Genomic DNA, 13,588 nt, shown 5'->3' on the forward strand with positions numbered 1-13,588 from the left:
CCGGAGGGATCTCCGCGGGCGCGCCAGGCCGGGGCTCGGGCCGCGGCGCCTTGGTCGACCAGCCCCGCTCGAAGATCTCGTCGACGGCGTCCGGGGCCACGCCCGGCCCGGTGTCCCGCACCCGCAGCAGCAGTTCGTCCTCCGTGACCCGGGCGGTGACCGTCACCCGCGGCCGCACCGCCCGGGGCCCCGCCGAGCCCCCGTCCCCGGCCGCCGCGTCCACCGCGTTGTCGATCAGATTGCCCAGCACCGTCACCAGGTCGCGGGCCGGCAGCGCCGGGGGCAGCACCCCGTCGTCGATCCGGCTGTCCGGCGCCAGCACCAGCTCCACCCCGTGCTCGTTGGCCTGCGCCGCCTTGCCGAGCAGCAGCGCCGCCAGCACCGGCTCGGCGACCGCGGCGACGACCTGGTCGGTCAGCGCCTGCGCCAGCTCCAGCTCCGCGGTGGCGAACTCCACCGCCTCGTCCGCCCGCCCCAGCTCGATCAGCGAGACGACGGTGTGCAGCCGGTTCGCCGCCTCGTGGGCCTGCGAGCGGAGCGCCTCGGTGAAGCCGCGCACGGAGTCCAGCTCACCGGAGAGCGCCTGGAGCTGGGTGTGGTCGCGCAGGGTGACCACGGTGCCGCGCCGTTCACCGCCGGACACCGGCGAGGTGTTCACCACGACGACCCGTTCCGCGGTCAGGTGCAGCTCGTCGACGCGGGGCTCGGAGGACAGCAGGGCGCCGGTCAGCGGCGGCGGCAGGCCCAGGTCGGCCACGTTCCGCCCGACGGCGTCGGCGGGCAGCCCCAGCAGTTCCCGGCCGCCGTCGTTGACCAGGGCGACCCTGCGCTGTCCGTCCAGCATCAGCAGCCCCTCGCGTACGGCGTGCAGCGCCGCCTGGTGGTAGTCGTGCATACGGCTCAGCTCGGCCGCGTTCATGCCGCGCGTGTGGCGGCGCAGCCGGGCGTTGACCACGTAGGTGCCGAGGCCGCCCAGCAGCACGGCCGCCGCGGCCACCCCGGCGAGGACCGTCAGCTGGCCCCGCAGCTGGGCGCCGATCCGGTCGACCGTGATGCCCGCGCTGACGAGGCCGACGATCCGGTCCCCGTCCCGTACCGGGGTCACGACCCGCACGGACGGACCGAGCGTACCGGTGTAGGTCTCGGTGAAGGTCCGCCCCCGCAGGGCGGGCGCCGTGTGGCCCAGGAACTCCTCGCCGATCCGGTCGGGATCCGGGTGCGTCCAGCGGATCCGGTCGGGGCTCATGATGGTGACGAAATTGATCCGGGCGTCGCGCCGCACCCGCTCGGCGTACGGCTGGAGCGTGGCCGTCGGGTCGTCGCCGCGGATGGCGGCCGCCACGGACGGCGAGGCGGCGACGGCCCGCGCGGCGGCGGTGACCCGCTGCGCCGCGGCGCCCCGGGCCTGCCGCCCGTCCGTGAGGTACGTGAAGACGGCGCACCCGGCGACGACGACCGCGACCAGCACGACCTGCATCGCGAAGAGCTGGCCGGCCAGGCTGCGGGGGCGGGGGAGACGCATGGGCCCCAGTTTGCCCCTTTCGGCCGCCGGGGCCGAAAAGGTCTTGTGAACGTAATGAACGCAAGGGTGACCCCGGTCACGCGCTGGTGGATATTCGCCAGGATCGTCCAGGACGTGAGCCGCACGTAAGGGCCCGCTCGAAGCGCGCCCCGACGCTGGACCAGGACATACACGAGGAGGGCAGCCGTGGCTGCGCAGAACCCGGCGGAAGCCGGCCGGCCCAAGCGGGACAGAACGCACTACCTCTACATCGCCGTGATCGGCGCGGTGCTCGCGGGCATCTTCGTGGGGTTCGTCGCGCCCGGCGCCGCCACCGGGCTCAAGCCCCTCGGCACAGGCTTCGTCAACCTCATCAAGATGATGATCTCGCCGATCATCTTCTGCACGATCGTGCTGGGCGTCGGATCGGTCCGGAAGGCCGCGAAGGTCGGCGCGGTCGGCGGACTCGCGCTCGGCTACTTCATGGTCATGTCGACCGTGGCGCTGGGCATCGGCATCGTCGTCGGCAACGTCCTCCCGGGCGTCGAACTCGACCTCACCGAGGCCGCCCGCAGCGCGGGCGAGGCCCAGGCCGGTGCCGAGGCCGAGAGCACCGTGGAGTTCCTGGTCGGGATCATCCCGACCACCCTGGTGTCCGCGTTCACCGAGGGCGAGGTGCTGCAGACGCTGCTGGTCGCCCTGCTGGTCGGCTTCGCGCTGCAGGCCATGGGGTCCGCCGGTGAACCGGTGCTGCGGGGCATCGGCCACATCCAGCGGCTGGTCTTCCGTGTGCTCGCCATGATCATGTGGGCGGCCCCGGTCGGCGCGTTCGGCGCGATCGCGGCGGTCGTCGGCGAGACGGGCCTGGACGCCCTCAAGTCGCTCGCCGTCATCATGATCGGCTTCTACGCCACCTGCCTGGTGTTCGTGTTCGTCGTCCTCGGCACGCTGCTGCGGGTCGTCGCGGGCGTGAACATCTTCGCGCTGCTGAAGTACCTCGGCCGGGAGTTCCTGCTGATCCTCTCGACCTCGTCCTCGGAGTCGGCGCTGCCGCGCTCGATCGCGAAGATGGAGCACCTGGGCGTCAGCAAGCCGGTCGTCGGCATCACCATCCCGACCGGGTACTCCTTCAACCTCGACGGCACCGCGATCTATCTGACGATGGCCTCCCTGTTCATCGCCGAGGCGATGGGCAACCCGCTGGGCCTGGGCGAGCAGATCGGCCTGCTGCTGTTCATGATCATTGCGTCGAAGGGCGCGGCGGGCGTCACCGGTGCCGGCCTGGCGACCCTCGCGGGCGGCCTCCAGTCGCACCGTCCGGAACTGGTCGACGGCGTCGGCCTGATCGTCGGCATCGACCGCTTCATGAGCGAGGCCCGCGCCCTGACGAACTTCGCGGGCAACACGGTGGCCACCGTGCTCATCGGCACCTGGACGAAGGAGATCGACAAGGACCGGGTGGACGCGGTCCTCGCCGGCCGCCTCCCGTTCGACGAGGCGAACTTCGTGGACGATCACGCCGCGGCTCCGGCCGAGGCGGACATCCCGGAGCAGCCGGGCGGCGGCGAGAAGCAGCCCGCCGTGGTCTGACGCCTCCAGCACGGTTCGCCCGCCGGAAGGCGGGCACACGAAGACCATCCCCCGGACGCCCCTCCGACGGTTTCCCCTGGCCGCCGGAGGGGCGTCACCTTTTCCGCTCCGCGGCGGGCGGGCCGGGACCGGAGCGGCCGCACCCGCCGGGGCCGGCCGGTCCGGCGGGCTCCCGCCGGCTATCCGGCGGGCTCCGGGCGCACGGTGACGTACAGCCCCCGGACGCGGGTGCCGTCCGGCAGGTCCCAGGAGCCGGCGACGTGCCCGGCCGCGTCCGCCGGTACGGGATCCGCGCCGCCCGGGACGGGACGGAGCACCCGGTGCAGCCGGACGGCGGCACCGGGCACCGCGTGCAGCAGGGTGCCCTCCTGGTCGTCGGTGGCGGTGGCGGCACCCGGTTCCACGGGGGCGGGGAGGTCACCGGAGCAGGAGCGGGTGATGTCGTGATCGACGGTGTCGCTGTCGTTCCGGTGCTGGGGCCGGACCCGGCCGGCGATCAGGGCGAGCAGTTCGGCGACGAACACCGGGTCGTGCCCGGCGTCGTAGATCCAGCGCTGCCCCAGCACACCGTGCTGCATGGTGCCGAGCAGGGCCTGCTCCGCCCCGGCGAGCGGCGCACCACGATAGGCGAGCGGTGCCAGATAGCTGACCGGCTGCGGGCCGGACGTGTCGTTCACGACGATGAACTCGATCCCGACCTCGCCCGCCGGGTCGTCCAGCCGGAAGCCGCCGGCCGCGGCCAGCTCCGGTTCTCCCGCGCCGCCGCGATACCACGGCCGGCCGGGCAGCCAGGAGGTGAGCAGTTCGAGCTTGGTCGGCTTGATGGTGGTGTGGTGGATGACAGCCATACCGGCGATCCTCCTCCATCGCACCGACACCCGGCCATCCCGGGGCCGCGGACCGGCCCTCGGCAACCGGACCGCCCGCGGGCCGGACGACTCGCCCGTACCGTTCCGAGGGCATCCGCTCCCCGGCCTGAGACGATCAGGGACCGTTCGAACGAAGGCAAGAGGTGGGGAACATGATGGCTCTGGTGCTGCTCGGCATCGTGGCGCTCGTCGCGGGCGGATGCGCCTGTGTGGTCTGGGCGGAGCGCGGCGGGCCCCGCTGGGCCCGCGTCGTGGCGACCGTGACGCTCGCCGCCGGAGAACTGCTGCGCGGCTCCGGGAAGAACCGCCGCGGCCTCAACAGGTCCAACGGGGACGGTGATTAGCCAACGGCACGGGGACCGGCGGCACGCCCCGGGCGGCGTCCGGCTCCGGGTCCGCCCGCCGGTCGCGCGCCGGTCAGGCGTGGTCGCGGACCGTGCGGGTGGTGAAGGCCGACCACGCCGCGGGTGACACGGTGAGCGGCGGCCGCCGGGTGTCCTCGAATCCCGGATCAGCACGGCCTCGGGCTGTACGGCGACCTCGACGCAGTTGTCGCCGCCACTGCCGCTGTAGCTGCTTTTGAACCAGTCGCGTTCAGCGGTGCTCGTAGGTCTCCTCGCATCTGTCTCAGCAGGCCCACTGTGGCTTGGTGGCTCAGAGTCTGTGAGCGCATCCTGCCATAGCGCTGAAGCATGGGACCGACTGCTTTCGAGTCACTGATGAGGGCGCTGCTGTCGTGCGCCTCGACGTACGCGACCCACTGGTGACGAGGAGTTTCAGCGAGATACATCTGCCCGTCGAAGCCGAAGTGGTCCTCCGGTCGCAGAGGCATGACCTGGATTTCGACGTTGCGGCGCTGCCCTTGTTCCAGGAGGTGATCGATGAGACTTCGAGTCACTTCGTCACCGCCCAGGCGCCGCTCAAGGAGAGTCTGTTCGAGCATGAAGCAGAACGTTGTGTTCGGCCGTTGGGTCAGTAGCTTCTGCCGGTCGAGCCGGGCGGTGACCTGTTGTTCGAGCTGCTCCTCCGACATGGGCGGCAATCGACGTTCGAAGACCGCTCGGATGTAGGGCTCGGGCTGCAACAGACCGGGCACCACCCGGCATTCGTACGCGTACAACGAAACAGCGTCCTCCTCGATCCCCGCCCACTGCAAGAACCACGACGCCAGCCCCACCTTCCGGGTCACACTCCGCGCCGCTGCCGCGAGCACCCGGGCCGCCGGGATGCCCAGGACCTCCTCCGAACGGTCGATCAGATCCCGGGGCGGGTACCGCTTGCCCTGTTCGATCTTGGCGACGTACGGAGCCGAGTAGCGCACCCGGGGCGCGAACTCCTCCTGGGTGAGGCGCGCTTCCTCGCGCAGCGCCTTCGGGACCGCGCCGAAGGTCCTGAGGCTGTCCGAGGTCTCCGGTTCACCGGCCGGGCAGGTGCCTCCGCTGCCTCCGCCTCCGTTGCCCGCAACCATTCCGGTCCCCGCCCTCCGTGCCCGTGCTGTCCCGTACGTGATCGGCCACGCACCGTCCCGCCCTGTCTACCCAGTGTCACCGACCCGGTCCAGCGGGTGAGCCGATACAACGGAATCTGTATCCGCGGCATCCCTCCCGAACTGCGGTTTCGCCCCGCGAGGCTGGCCGCATGACCGCACCACGCACCGAAGTGCCCGTCACCGTACGCACGTTCGCGCACCGTTTCTCCGCGACCCGGCGCGGCGCGCGCCTCGCCCGGCTGCTCGCCGGGCATCAGCTCGCGGACTGGGATCTGCGCCGCGGCACCCATGCCTTCGACACCGTCACGCTCGTCGTCGCGGAACTCGCCGCCAACGCCGTGCTGCACGGCCGCGTCCCGGGCCGCGACTGCGCCCTGCGGCTCGCCTACGACACCGGGGCCGCCACCGTCCGGGTCGAGGTGTCCGACACCAGCCCCGCCCTCCCCGTGCCCGGCAACCCGGCCCGGGAGGACGACCACGGGCGCGGCCTCGCCCTCGTCGAGGCGGTCGCCGGCTGGGGCGTCCAGGACCGCACCGGGCCCGGGAAAACGGTGTGGGCGGAGTGCGTCGTGGGACCGCTCGGGGAAGCGAGCGCCGTACAGCGTGGTCAGTGGGACGGCAGAAGCTGACACCGCGCGCCGGACGACCGCCGGGGGTCGGCGGGCAAGCTCAGGCGCCCGGGGCAAGGGCGGTCGAACCCAGAAGCCCGAGCGGGCCCCCGCAGGCCCGGCCTCAGCGACGCGCCCGGCCGCCCAGTCGGATGTCCTGGTTCCAGGCCCTGCTACGGCCAGTTTTCGGGTCCGTCTTGCAGGCAGTGGCGTAGCAGCGCCAGAACCAGACCCCGTTGCTGCGGCGCCGGATCTCGATGTCCGCCCCTCCGCACCGGCCGCACTTCGGCGGCCGGGCGAACTGCTCGGCGTGTTCGTGCTCCAGCAGCTTGCGGGCGAAGCGCGCGCCGCGCATCGTCAGCATCACCTCGCGGGTCCAGCTCTGCGACAGCGCGTTGAGGCTGCCGAGCATTACCGTCCGCTCGTCGATCACCACAATTTTCTGATGCATGACATTGACGGGGACGACCGTGTGCACGATGGCCCGCAGGTCGGTGATGAGCTCCTGGTTCCTGCGCTGGAGCTGGTCGGTGGCGTCGCGGAGGAAAACCGTGACCCGCACCCCTCGGCGTACCGCGTCCCGAAGCTCAGGGAGGACGGCGCGGACCCGCTTGGCCACCCATGGCGCCCACAGCCAGATGGAAGTGCGCGCGGCGCGGAGCCCGTCCACGAAAGCCTCGTAGAAGGCGCGCTCGTCGTGGACGTCCGTCACTTTGACATGCCGGCTCAGGACGTCGGCCAGTTCCGTGCCGAATGGGCCGAGTCTGACGCCGGGCGTGCTCGGGGGTGTGATCAAATCCTTCGCACGGAGGACTCGTACGCCTGGCGTGCCGATCATCCCCGCCACCTGCGCCAGCGCCGTACCGCGCCTCGCCCTGGAGACGCGCTGCGCGCTGCCGATGATGTACAGCCGCGTCTGCACCCGCGTGACCGCGACATTGAGCAGCCGTACGCCTTCGCGCTGCCAGTCGTTGGCGTCCGGCTGCCGGTGTGCCATCGCCATCCACAGCTCGCGGCTGTTGGCGCCCTCCACGGTGTCAAAGATGACGACGGGGAACTCCCGGCCCTGGAAGCGGTGCGCCGTGCCGACCTCGGCCAGTGGCCGTCCGGTGCTGCCTTCGACGTCCCGCAGGGCTTCAAGGGTGGCTTCCGCCTGCACCCCGTAGGGCGTGACGATGCCCGCCTCCTCACCCTTGTCGTGGTGGTGGTCGACCAGGGCCCGGGAGATCAGCGAGCCCGCGGGCCACCATCCCTTGCGGCTGCCGGTCAGGTGGGCCCTCGCCAGTTCGTGCAGGCCGTCCGTGTCGACGAAGACGATTTCGGGGTCGTCGTCGGACGGTGTCCGGGCTGAAGCGTGGTTGCTGCCGCGCAGCATTCCGCCGTACGCCAGCTCGTTGGCGAGCCGCATGACGGCGGGGCCGAAGCGGTGCTGCTCGATCAGGGTGACGCAGGCCGGATGGCGTGCGGCCTGGGCCGGTTCGGTGATCCCGCAGTGCCGGAAGACGTCGGGCAGGAGCCACCGTTTGACGTCGGGCCGGTCCGAATCCTTGAGGTCGCGGGGGATGACAGCACCGAGCTGCATGAAGTCCCCGAGCAGGACGGCCGCACGGGAGGCTTTCCCGGCGGCGAGAAGGACTTCGGGCAGGGTGGCCGAGCCGGCCTCGTCGACCAGGACGACGTCGTACGGGCCCTGGAAGACGGCCTTGTTGGTGCGGAACCGCGCGAGCGTCGTGGCCACCAGCCCGGCGTTCTTGATGATCTCGCCCTGGGCGTTGCGGGCGAGCCGCTCGTACTCCTCCTGGACAGCCTTGAACCGCTTCTCCAACTCGGGGCGGCGCTTCCGGTCTGCGGCCACGAGTGGCCGTATCCGCTCGGCCTGGGCGTGGCGCTCCGGCCAGCCCTTGCGCTGGGCATCCGTGGCCAAGGCATCGGCCTTTTCCGCGCGCTTCAGAGCGCGGTCGAGGGCGGTGACCATGCGCCCGCAGGACTGCGCGTGCATCTCCGCGGACTCCAGGGCTGTCCGGGCGGACCGGAGTGCTGCGTCGTATCCCTGGATCTCCTCGCGGGTGCAGGAGATGTGAGGGGTCAGCTCGGCCAGCCGTGCTTCGAGCGTGGTGTGGTGGGAGTTCGCGACGGCCCGTGCGCTCACCGCCTCCTGACGCGCGCGAACGGCACGCTGCTCCGCCTCGCCCAGCTTCGCCCGGATGCCGTCCTGCCGCTCGCGGCTGCGCCATCGGGCCAGGGCACCCTTGCCCTCGAACTGCCGCAGCTCCGAGAGCAGCTCCTGTACGCGGTCGTCGGCCAGCAGGGCGTCGGCCTCTCTCCGTTCCGCCGCCTTCCGGACGGAAGCCTGTTCCGCCCGCAGCTCGTCCACTTGACGCCACAGCCTGCGCGCGGGCTCCACCGCTGCCACCCGCGCGTCGGCGTGCCGCACTGCCGTCTCCGCGTCGCCCAGAGTCTCGGCCGCCTCGGCTTCCCGCGCCTTGGCCGCTGCCGCCCGCGATCGAGCGGTGGCCAGACCCTGGCCCGGAGCCCGCAGCAGTTTCAGCGCGGCGAAGTACGCAGAGGAGTCGAACCCTGTGAGTGACGTCTCCAGCGCCGCCAGCTCCGCGGCGCGGGCACGGAGCGCCACGAGTTCGCTCTCGATCCCGCGGCGGCGGTCCGCGGTCTCCGCCAGCCGCTCCCGCACCATGAGCGGTAGGGACACCTCGGGGTTGTCGGCCACCTCCTTGAGCTGCGGGGGGCCGACCCTGACGATGTCCCCGGGGCCGTGCCGCTTTTCCTTGACCACGCCGAGCAGGGCGTTGTCCACGGCGACATTGGTGGCGGACACCAGCAGCACCCGCTTGCCGCCGCCGATCAAATCACCGATGGCTCGTTTGAGAACCGTCGTCTTGCCCGTGCCCGGCGGGCCCCACACGAGGTGGACACCCCTGCCCAGACAAGCGCGGTACGCCTCGTGCTGGGCAGGGTGGAATCCGGGCGGCTCGGGCGCCGGCGAGAACTCCCCGCCGATCCTCCCCGCGGCCAGGGCCGCGGCGAGCGGTGCCTCGCCGAGGCTGTTGATGCCGTCGCGGAGCGCTTCGATCAGAAACGTCGGCGGCTGTTTCAGCATCCACAGGTGCGGGTCCGCGACATCGGCGAACTCCGCGACCTTCAGAGTCAGCAAGGAGCCGTTCTGCACCGTCTCCGAGACGGACAACCCCTCCGTCTCGATGCCGTCCGGCTCGGGCCCTGCCAGCTTCAGGCTGTCGAGCTGGTCGGGGCCGATGTCCGAGCCCCGCAGATCGACCGCGTATCCGCCCGGCCCGCCGGCCCGTATCGCCCGTCCGATCCGTTGCCAACGCGGGGTCCTGCCCGCACCGCCTTCGCTCGCGATCCACTCGTCCAGTGCCGCAGCGATCTCCTCGCGCCACCCCACCTGCCGCCGCCCCCTTGTCGGATCCCCGGGCCAGCACACTACCCACCGGGCACCGAGCGTTACCCACACAGCACGGTGCGATGCGCTGGCCGGCGCTTTCACGAAGCGGGCTGTCCGACGGGTGGCCAGGTGAGCGAAAAATGCATCTGAGCAGCAATCATGAGGATTATCGCTGGTCACAGCCACTCGTTGACGGCTGCGCGGCAAGGCGCAAAGTGCACCATCGGCACACGGCTCAGTGGCCGTGGTAGAGGCGGTGCATGTCGACGAGTTGGACGCCGCGGTCGCGCTCTGCGATCCGGCGCAGCTCGTCGGTGAAGCCCGCGCCGCTGAAGCACATGAGCCGCGGCTCTCGGCCGGGAGCTCCGGTGCGCGTCGCCAAGAGCCCGCGGATGTGCTCAAGGCGGCGCAGGTGGCCGATTCCCATGGTGTCGTTCCACTTGGCTTCACCGATCGCCAGCAGCACCTCGTGCTCCGGACCGTCGGCCGAGTCGTCGCGGCCGAACACGGCCACGTCCACCTCGTGCCCGGTCTTGGCGGCCGGGTCGCTCACCGTACCGGCAGCGACCCGGGCGGGGTGACCGCCGTGCGTGCCGGGGGACGCGTGCCAGCGGGCCCATTCGCGGCAGAGCGTTTTGAAGTGCGGACCGAGGACCTTGCTCCGGAAGGTGGCCTGGGCGCGGCTCCAGACCGCGGCTGCGCGGCCCGGGCGTTCCAGATCGCCCCAGTTGGGGCGCATCACGGCGTGGTAGAAGGTCAGCAGCGGCTCGGCGATGCGGTAGGCGGAGCGGTTGCGGCGGAACGCGTCCGCTTCGTGGCGGATGAGACCGACGTCCTCCAGCACGTGCAGAGGGTGGGCGAGGTCGGTGGACTTGCGGCCCAGATAGTCGGCGATACCACCGCGTGAGGCGTTGCCGGAGGCGATGGCCGCCAGTACGGAGTGGTACAGCGCTGTGTCGTGGAGTTCCGGCTCCTCGGCGAGCAGGTAACGGGCTTCGCGGAACAGCGGCCGGCCCGGGTTCAGGACCGCCCGGACGATCCAGTCGTCGAAATCGTCCCGGTCAGCGGGGGTGTCGCCCTGCGTGAATTCACGGCGATAGGCGGGAGTACCTCCCACGACGGCGTGTGTGAGGGCGGCGGTGCACGGGTCGGCGATGTCCCAGAACTGCCCGGCCAGACGGTAGTCAAGCGTGGGGACGACGAGTTCCAGTCCGGCCCGGCCGCGCAGCGGAGCGTTGCCGGAGAGGAGCCGGCCCATGAAGGACAGCGCCGAACCGCAGAGGAGGAGGCGTACGGGAGTGTTGTCCCGGCGGGCGGCCGGGTCGAGGCCACGCTGGATGATGGACGGCAGCGCGGGCGACGCCTTGGCGAGGAAGGGAAACTCGTCGATGACGGCGACAACCGGGCCGTCGGTGGCGATGCGCAGGAGCCGGGTGATCGCCTCGTCCCAGTGGGCGAACCGGAAGGGAGCCGGTTCACCGCAGTGGTCGGCGAGGGCCGCTCCGAACTGACGGAGGGCGTCAGCCTCCGTGGTCTCCGTGGCGGTGAACATGAAGCCGCCGGAGGCTCGCGTTGCCGCGTCGAGCAGGAAGGTCTTGCCTTGGCGGCGGCGCCCGGACACCACGCCCAGGGTGGCTTCGGGGCCGGAGTAGCGGGAGAACCGGGTGAGCTCGGACCACTCGAAATCCCGGTCGAACATCTCCGCAGGCTTGTCCATCGCACCTCCCTCTTGTATAGGTGCAGCTATTATAACTCCACCTATACAAGAATTTCGCCCCGTCCTCCCTGCCCTGACCTGCGAGGGATCAACGGTTGACGGACTGCACTTCTCCGACCGTGAGCTCCGTCGTCGTGCCGTAGCTGCCGGAGGGCAGCTCGCCGCTGGTGCCGTCGGAGCTGGTCCAGCTGACGTCCCAGGTGACCGTCGCCTTGAACGGGTACGGCTCACCGGACGAGGACGCCCGCAGATAGGTGAGGCCGCACGGCGGGTCCTCGTTGCCGGCCTTCTTCGTGTAGGGCTTGCCGATGCTGCCGTCGCCGTTGACCTCGCACTCGCCGGAGGCCGGGTGGAGCTCGGCGTCCTCGGTGCCCGGTTCGAGCTTGAGGGACACCGGGGTCGCGGTCGTCGTCGCCGACAGGTCGAGTTCTGGCACGGACGCCGTGACGGACACCGGCCGGAACGTCGACTCGTCCAGCCAGGCCCAGGTCGGAAGGTTGACGACGTGCTTGCCGTCGGCGTCCGGGCTGAGGGAGATGTCGGTGTCCGGGACGCGGAGCTGCGCGTAGGCCAGGCCGGAGAGGATCTCGCCGTCGACGGCCTGCTCGTGCTCGGGCCGTTCTTCGTTGGCGGCCCAGAAGCCCGGGTTCTCGAAACACTCGGTGGTGTCGCCCTCGACGTCCGGGTCGGAGTTGAACACGGCGGTCCACCACATGCCCTCGCCGGTCTTGTCGAGGTTCCAGTCCTTGTACGGCTTGCCGCGCTCGTACTTGTCGTACATCTCCTCGACCCACGCCTCGTCGTTCACGATGGGCAGGCGCTCCTCGGCCCAGAGTTTCCTGAACTCCTCCGGCGTGTGCGTCGGCGCGAACCAGCAGGCGGGCGGCTTCCAGTTGGTCACGGGGGTGACGGGACCGACCGTTTCTCCCTTGCCGTTCTTCGAGTGGTCGTAGCGGATGCCGTCGACCTCGGCGGAGATCGTCTGCTCCGACTCGTTGTGGTCGCCCGAAGTCTCGGACGATTGTTCATCGCCGCCGCCGGGCACTTGGCGTGAGCCCCGGCAGGCATCAGCAGCAGGACCGCGGCTGCCGAAGCGACGGCGGAGGTCTTGACGATGCTCCTCGGGACCGTCACGGCTGGCATGCTTCGGCTCCCCGTTCCGTGCGCATGTGGCTGGTCTGCCACACTCCGTCGGCGTTCTTCTTCTGCCGGGCGACGTAGCGGACGTACGAAGTCTTCCTGACCGGGGTCTTCAGAACCTTCCCGCTGTCGCGCTCCTTCGCGAACCCCTTGCTTTCGTCGCCGCAGTACGTCACCACGGCCGTCTTGTCGTCGTCGAACGACACTTCCCGGTCGTAGTAACGGAAGGTGCCCGTCAGCGAGTAGCCCTCGTCCTTGTACCACTTGATGGACTTCTGGGCGGAAGCCTGTGCCACGCGATGCGAGTAGAAGAGGACCGCCGGCGAGTCGGGGTCGGCGTTGACGATCGCCGCGTCCATGGCACGGATGCGCTCGGCGCTGTCCGCCAGGACGGCGTCCTTCACCGGGTCACCCGTCTTGGTGTCCTCGAAGACGAGCTGGATGTCCTCCGGGAGTTCGATCTTCGGGCGGTCCCTGCCCGGTGACGAGGCGGAGGCCGAAGCGGACGGGCTGGAGTCCGCTCCCTCGATCTTGCCCGAGTCGCCGGATTCTCCGCTGCCGCACGCGGTCAGAAGGACGGCCGCGCAAGCGCCGGCCGCGGCCGCCGAGAGGGTCTTCTTCACGTTGTCCGCTCCCCGTGGGTGGTGCTCAACTGGTCACTGGTAGTCGCGGGTAACCATCTTGGCATCCACGCCGGATGCCTCGATACGGGGCCGTGCACCGGGCGCCGGGCCCCGGCCGGGGCGCCGGCCCTTCCTCCCGGTGGGCCGCAGCATTTCGGAAATGCTGCGGTGACCGTTGACAACCACCGTGCCGAGCCCGACCGTTGTGCCGCTTCCAGTCAGGCGTGGCATGCGCATGGCAGGCCTGGCCTCGTCGATGAACGCCGACGGCGGTACGTACACGCTCCTGGAGTCCACCCGGATGACCAACGCACCGTCGGTGGAGGGCACCAAGACCTTCCAGCAGTACTGGAGCGTCCGGACCAGCCACCGGTCCAGCGGCACCATCAACACCGGCACCCACTTCGACGCCTGGCAGCGGGCCGGGATGCAGCTGGGATCCTTCAACTACTACGTGATCATGGCCACCGAGGGCTACCAGAGCTTGGGCAGCTCCAACATCAGGCTCAACAGCGGAAGCACCGATCCGGACCCGGAGCCGGACGAGACCACTCCGCCTCCCGGGAGAGGCGCCTGCACCGCCAAGTACGCCACCACCAGCCAGTGGAACGGCGGCTACAACGGTGAGGT

Annotated in this window: 10 protein-coding genes and 1 pseudogene; 4 read left to right on the plus strand and 7 right to left on the minus strand. The window is 70.7% G+C overall.

Annotation, left to right across the window (positions count from 1 at the left end):
- Window positions 1-1,522: sensor histidine kinase (locus tag GCU69_RS26070; RefSeq protein ID WP_156207348.1), on the minus strand; the 1,522-nt coding region annotated here is incomplete at its 3' end.
- Window positions 1,523-1,708: 186 nt separating this feature from the next.
- Between GCU69_RS26070 and GCU69_RS26075 the strand changes: the two genes are divergently transcribed.
- Window positions 1,709-3,091 carry a cation:dicarboxylate symporter family transporter gene (locus tag GCU69_RS26075; RefSeq protein WP_098753969.1) on the plus strand — a complete coding sequence of 461 codons (1,383 nt, stop codon included), beginning with the start codon at window positions 1,709-1,711 and terminating at the stop codon, window positions 3,089-3,091.
- A gap of 179 nt (window positions 3,092-3,270) precedes the next feature.
- On the opposite strand, the gene GCU69_RS26080 is transcribed toward GCU69_RS26075, so the two are convergent.
- Window positions 3,271-3,939 carry a maltokinase N-terminal cap-like domain-containing protein gene (locus GCU69_RS26080; RefSeq protein WP_156207349.1) on the minus strand — a complete coding sequence of 223 codons (669 nt, stop codon included), beginning with the start codon at window positions 3,937-3,939 and terminating at the stop codon, window positions 3,271-3,273.
- Between the two features lie 173 nt (window positions 3,940-4,112).
- On the opposite strand from GCU69_RS26080, the gene GCU69_RS26085 reads away from it, so the two are divergent.
- Window positions 4,113-4,304, plus strand: a complete 192-nt coding sequence (locus GCU69_RS26085) for a hypothetical protein (protein WP_176604655.1) — start codon at window positions 4,113-4,115, stop codon at window positions 4,302-4,304.
- 263 nt (window positions 4,305-4,567) lie between these two features.
- On the opposite strand, the pseudogene GCU69_RS26090 reads toward GCU69_RS26085, so the two are convergent.
- Window positions 4,568-5,428 (minus strand): annotated as a pseudogene (locus GCU69_RS26090) (helix-turn-helix domain-containing protein); the annotation flags it as partial.
- A 170-nt stretch (window positions 5,429-5,598) separates the two neighbouring features.
- On the opposite strand from GCU69_RS26090, the gene GCU69_RS26095 reads away from it, so the two are divergent.
- Entirely contained in the window at window positions 5,599-6,078 is a 480-nt protein-coding gene (locus GCU69_RS26095; protein ID WP_156207351.1) for an ATP-binding protein, read from the plus strand.
- Between the two features lie 103 nt (window positions 6,079-6,181).
- Here the strand turns inward: GCU69_RS26095 and GCU69_RS26100 are convergent, their stop codons facing one another.
- The 4 genes from GCU69_RS26100 to GCU69_RS26115 all read right to left on the minus strand — a co-directional run bounded on the left by GCU69_RS26100 (window position 6,182) and on the right by GCU69_RS26115 (window position 12,958).
- The gene (locus GCU69_RS26100; RefSeq protein WP_156207352.1) at window positions 6,182-9,478 is read right to left on the minus strand and encodes an AAA domain-containing protein; all 3,297 of its coding nucleotides are present in this window, start codon (window positions 9,476-9,478) and stop codon (window positions 6,182-6,184) included.
- Window positions 9,479-9,713: 235 nt separating this feature from the next.
- Window positions 9,714-11,195, minus strand: a complete 1,482-nt coding sequence (locus tag GCU69_RS26105; protein WP_156207353.1) for an AAA family ATPase — start codon at window positions 11,193-11,195, stop codon at window positions 9,714-9,716.
- A gap of 88 nt (window positions 11,196-11,283) precedes the next feature.
- On the minus strand, window positions 11,284-12,240 hold the full coding sequence (locus tag GCU69_RS26110; protein WP_156207354.1) for a hypothetical protein: 957 nt from the start codon (window positions 12,238-12,240) through the stop codon (window positions 11,284-11,286).
- Between the two features lie 85 nt (window positions 12,241-12,325).
- Window positions 12,326-12,958 carry a hypothetical protein gene (locus GCU69_RS26115; protein WP_098753976.1) on the minus strand — a complete coding sequence of 211 codons (633 nt, stop codon included), beginning with the start codon at window positions 12,956-12,958 and terminating at the stop codon, window positions 12,326-12,328.
- 229 nt (window positions 12,959-13,187) lie between these two features.
- Between GCU69_RS26115 and GCU69_RS34840 the strand changes: the two genes are divergently transcribed.
- Window positions 13,188-13,588: glycoside hydrolase family 11 protein (locus GCU69_RS34840; RefSeq protein WP_170315936.1), on the plus strand; the 401-nt coding region annotated here is incomplete at its 3' end.

Source organism: Streptomyces lycii, from assembly GCF_009735685.1.
GTDB lineage: Bacteria > Actinomycetota > Actinomycetes > Streptomycetales > Streptomycetaceae > Streptomyces > Streptomyces lycii.

Coding starts and splice junctions, on each gene's coding strand:
- GCU69_RS26105 (WP_156207353.1), bottom strand. CDS start 11,195: ATGGACAAGCCTGCGGAGATGTTCGACCGGGATTTCGAGTGGTCCGAG.
- GCU69_RS26085 (WP_176604655.1), top strand. CDS start 4,113: ATGATGGCTCTGGTGCTGCTCGGCATCGTGGCGCTCGTCGCGGGCGGA.
- GCU69_RS26080 (WP_156207349.1), bottom strand. CDS start 3,939: ATGGCTGTCATCCACCACACCACCATCAAGCCGACCAAGCTCGAACTG.
- GCU69_RS26095 (WP_156207351.1), top strand. CDS start 5,599: ATGACCGCACCACGCACCGAAGTGCCCGTCACCGTACGCACGTTCGCG.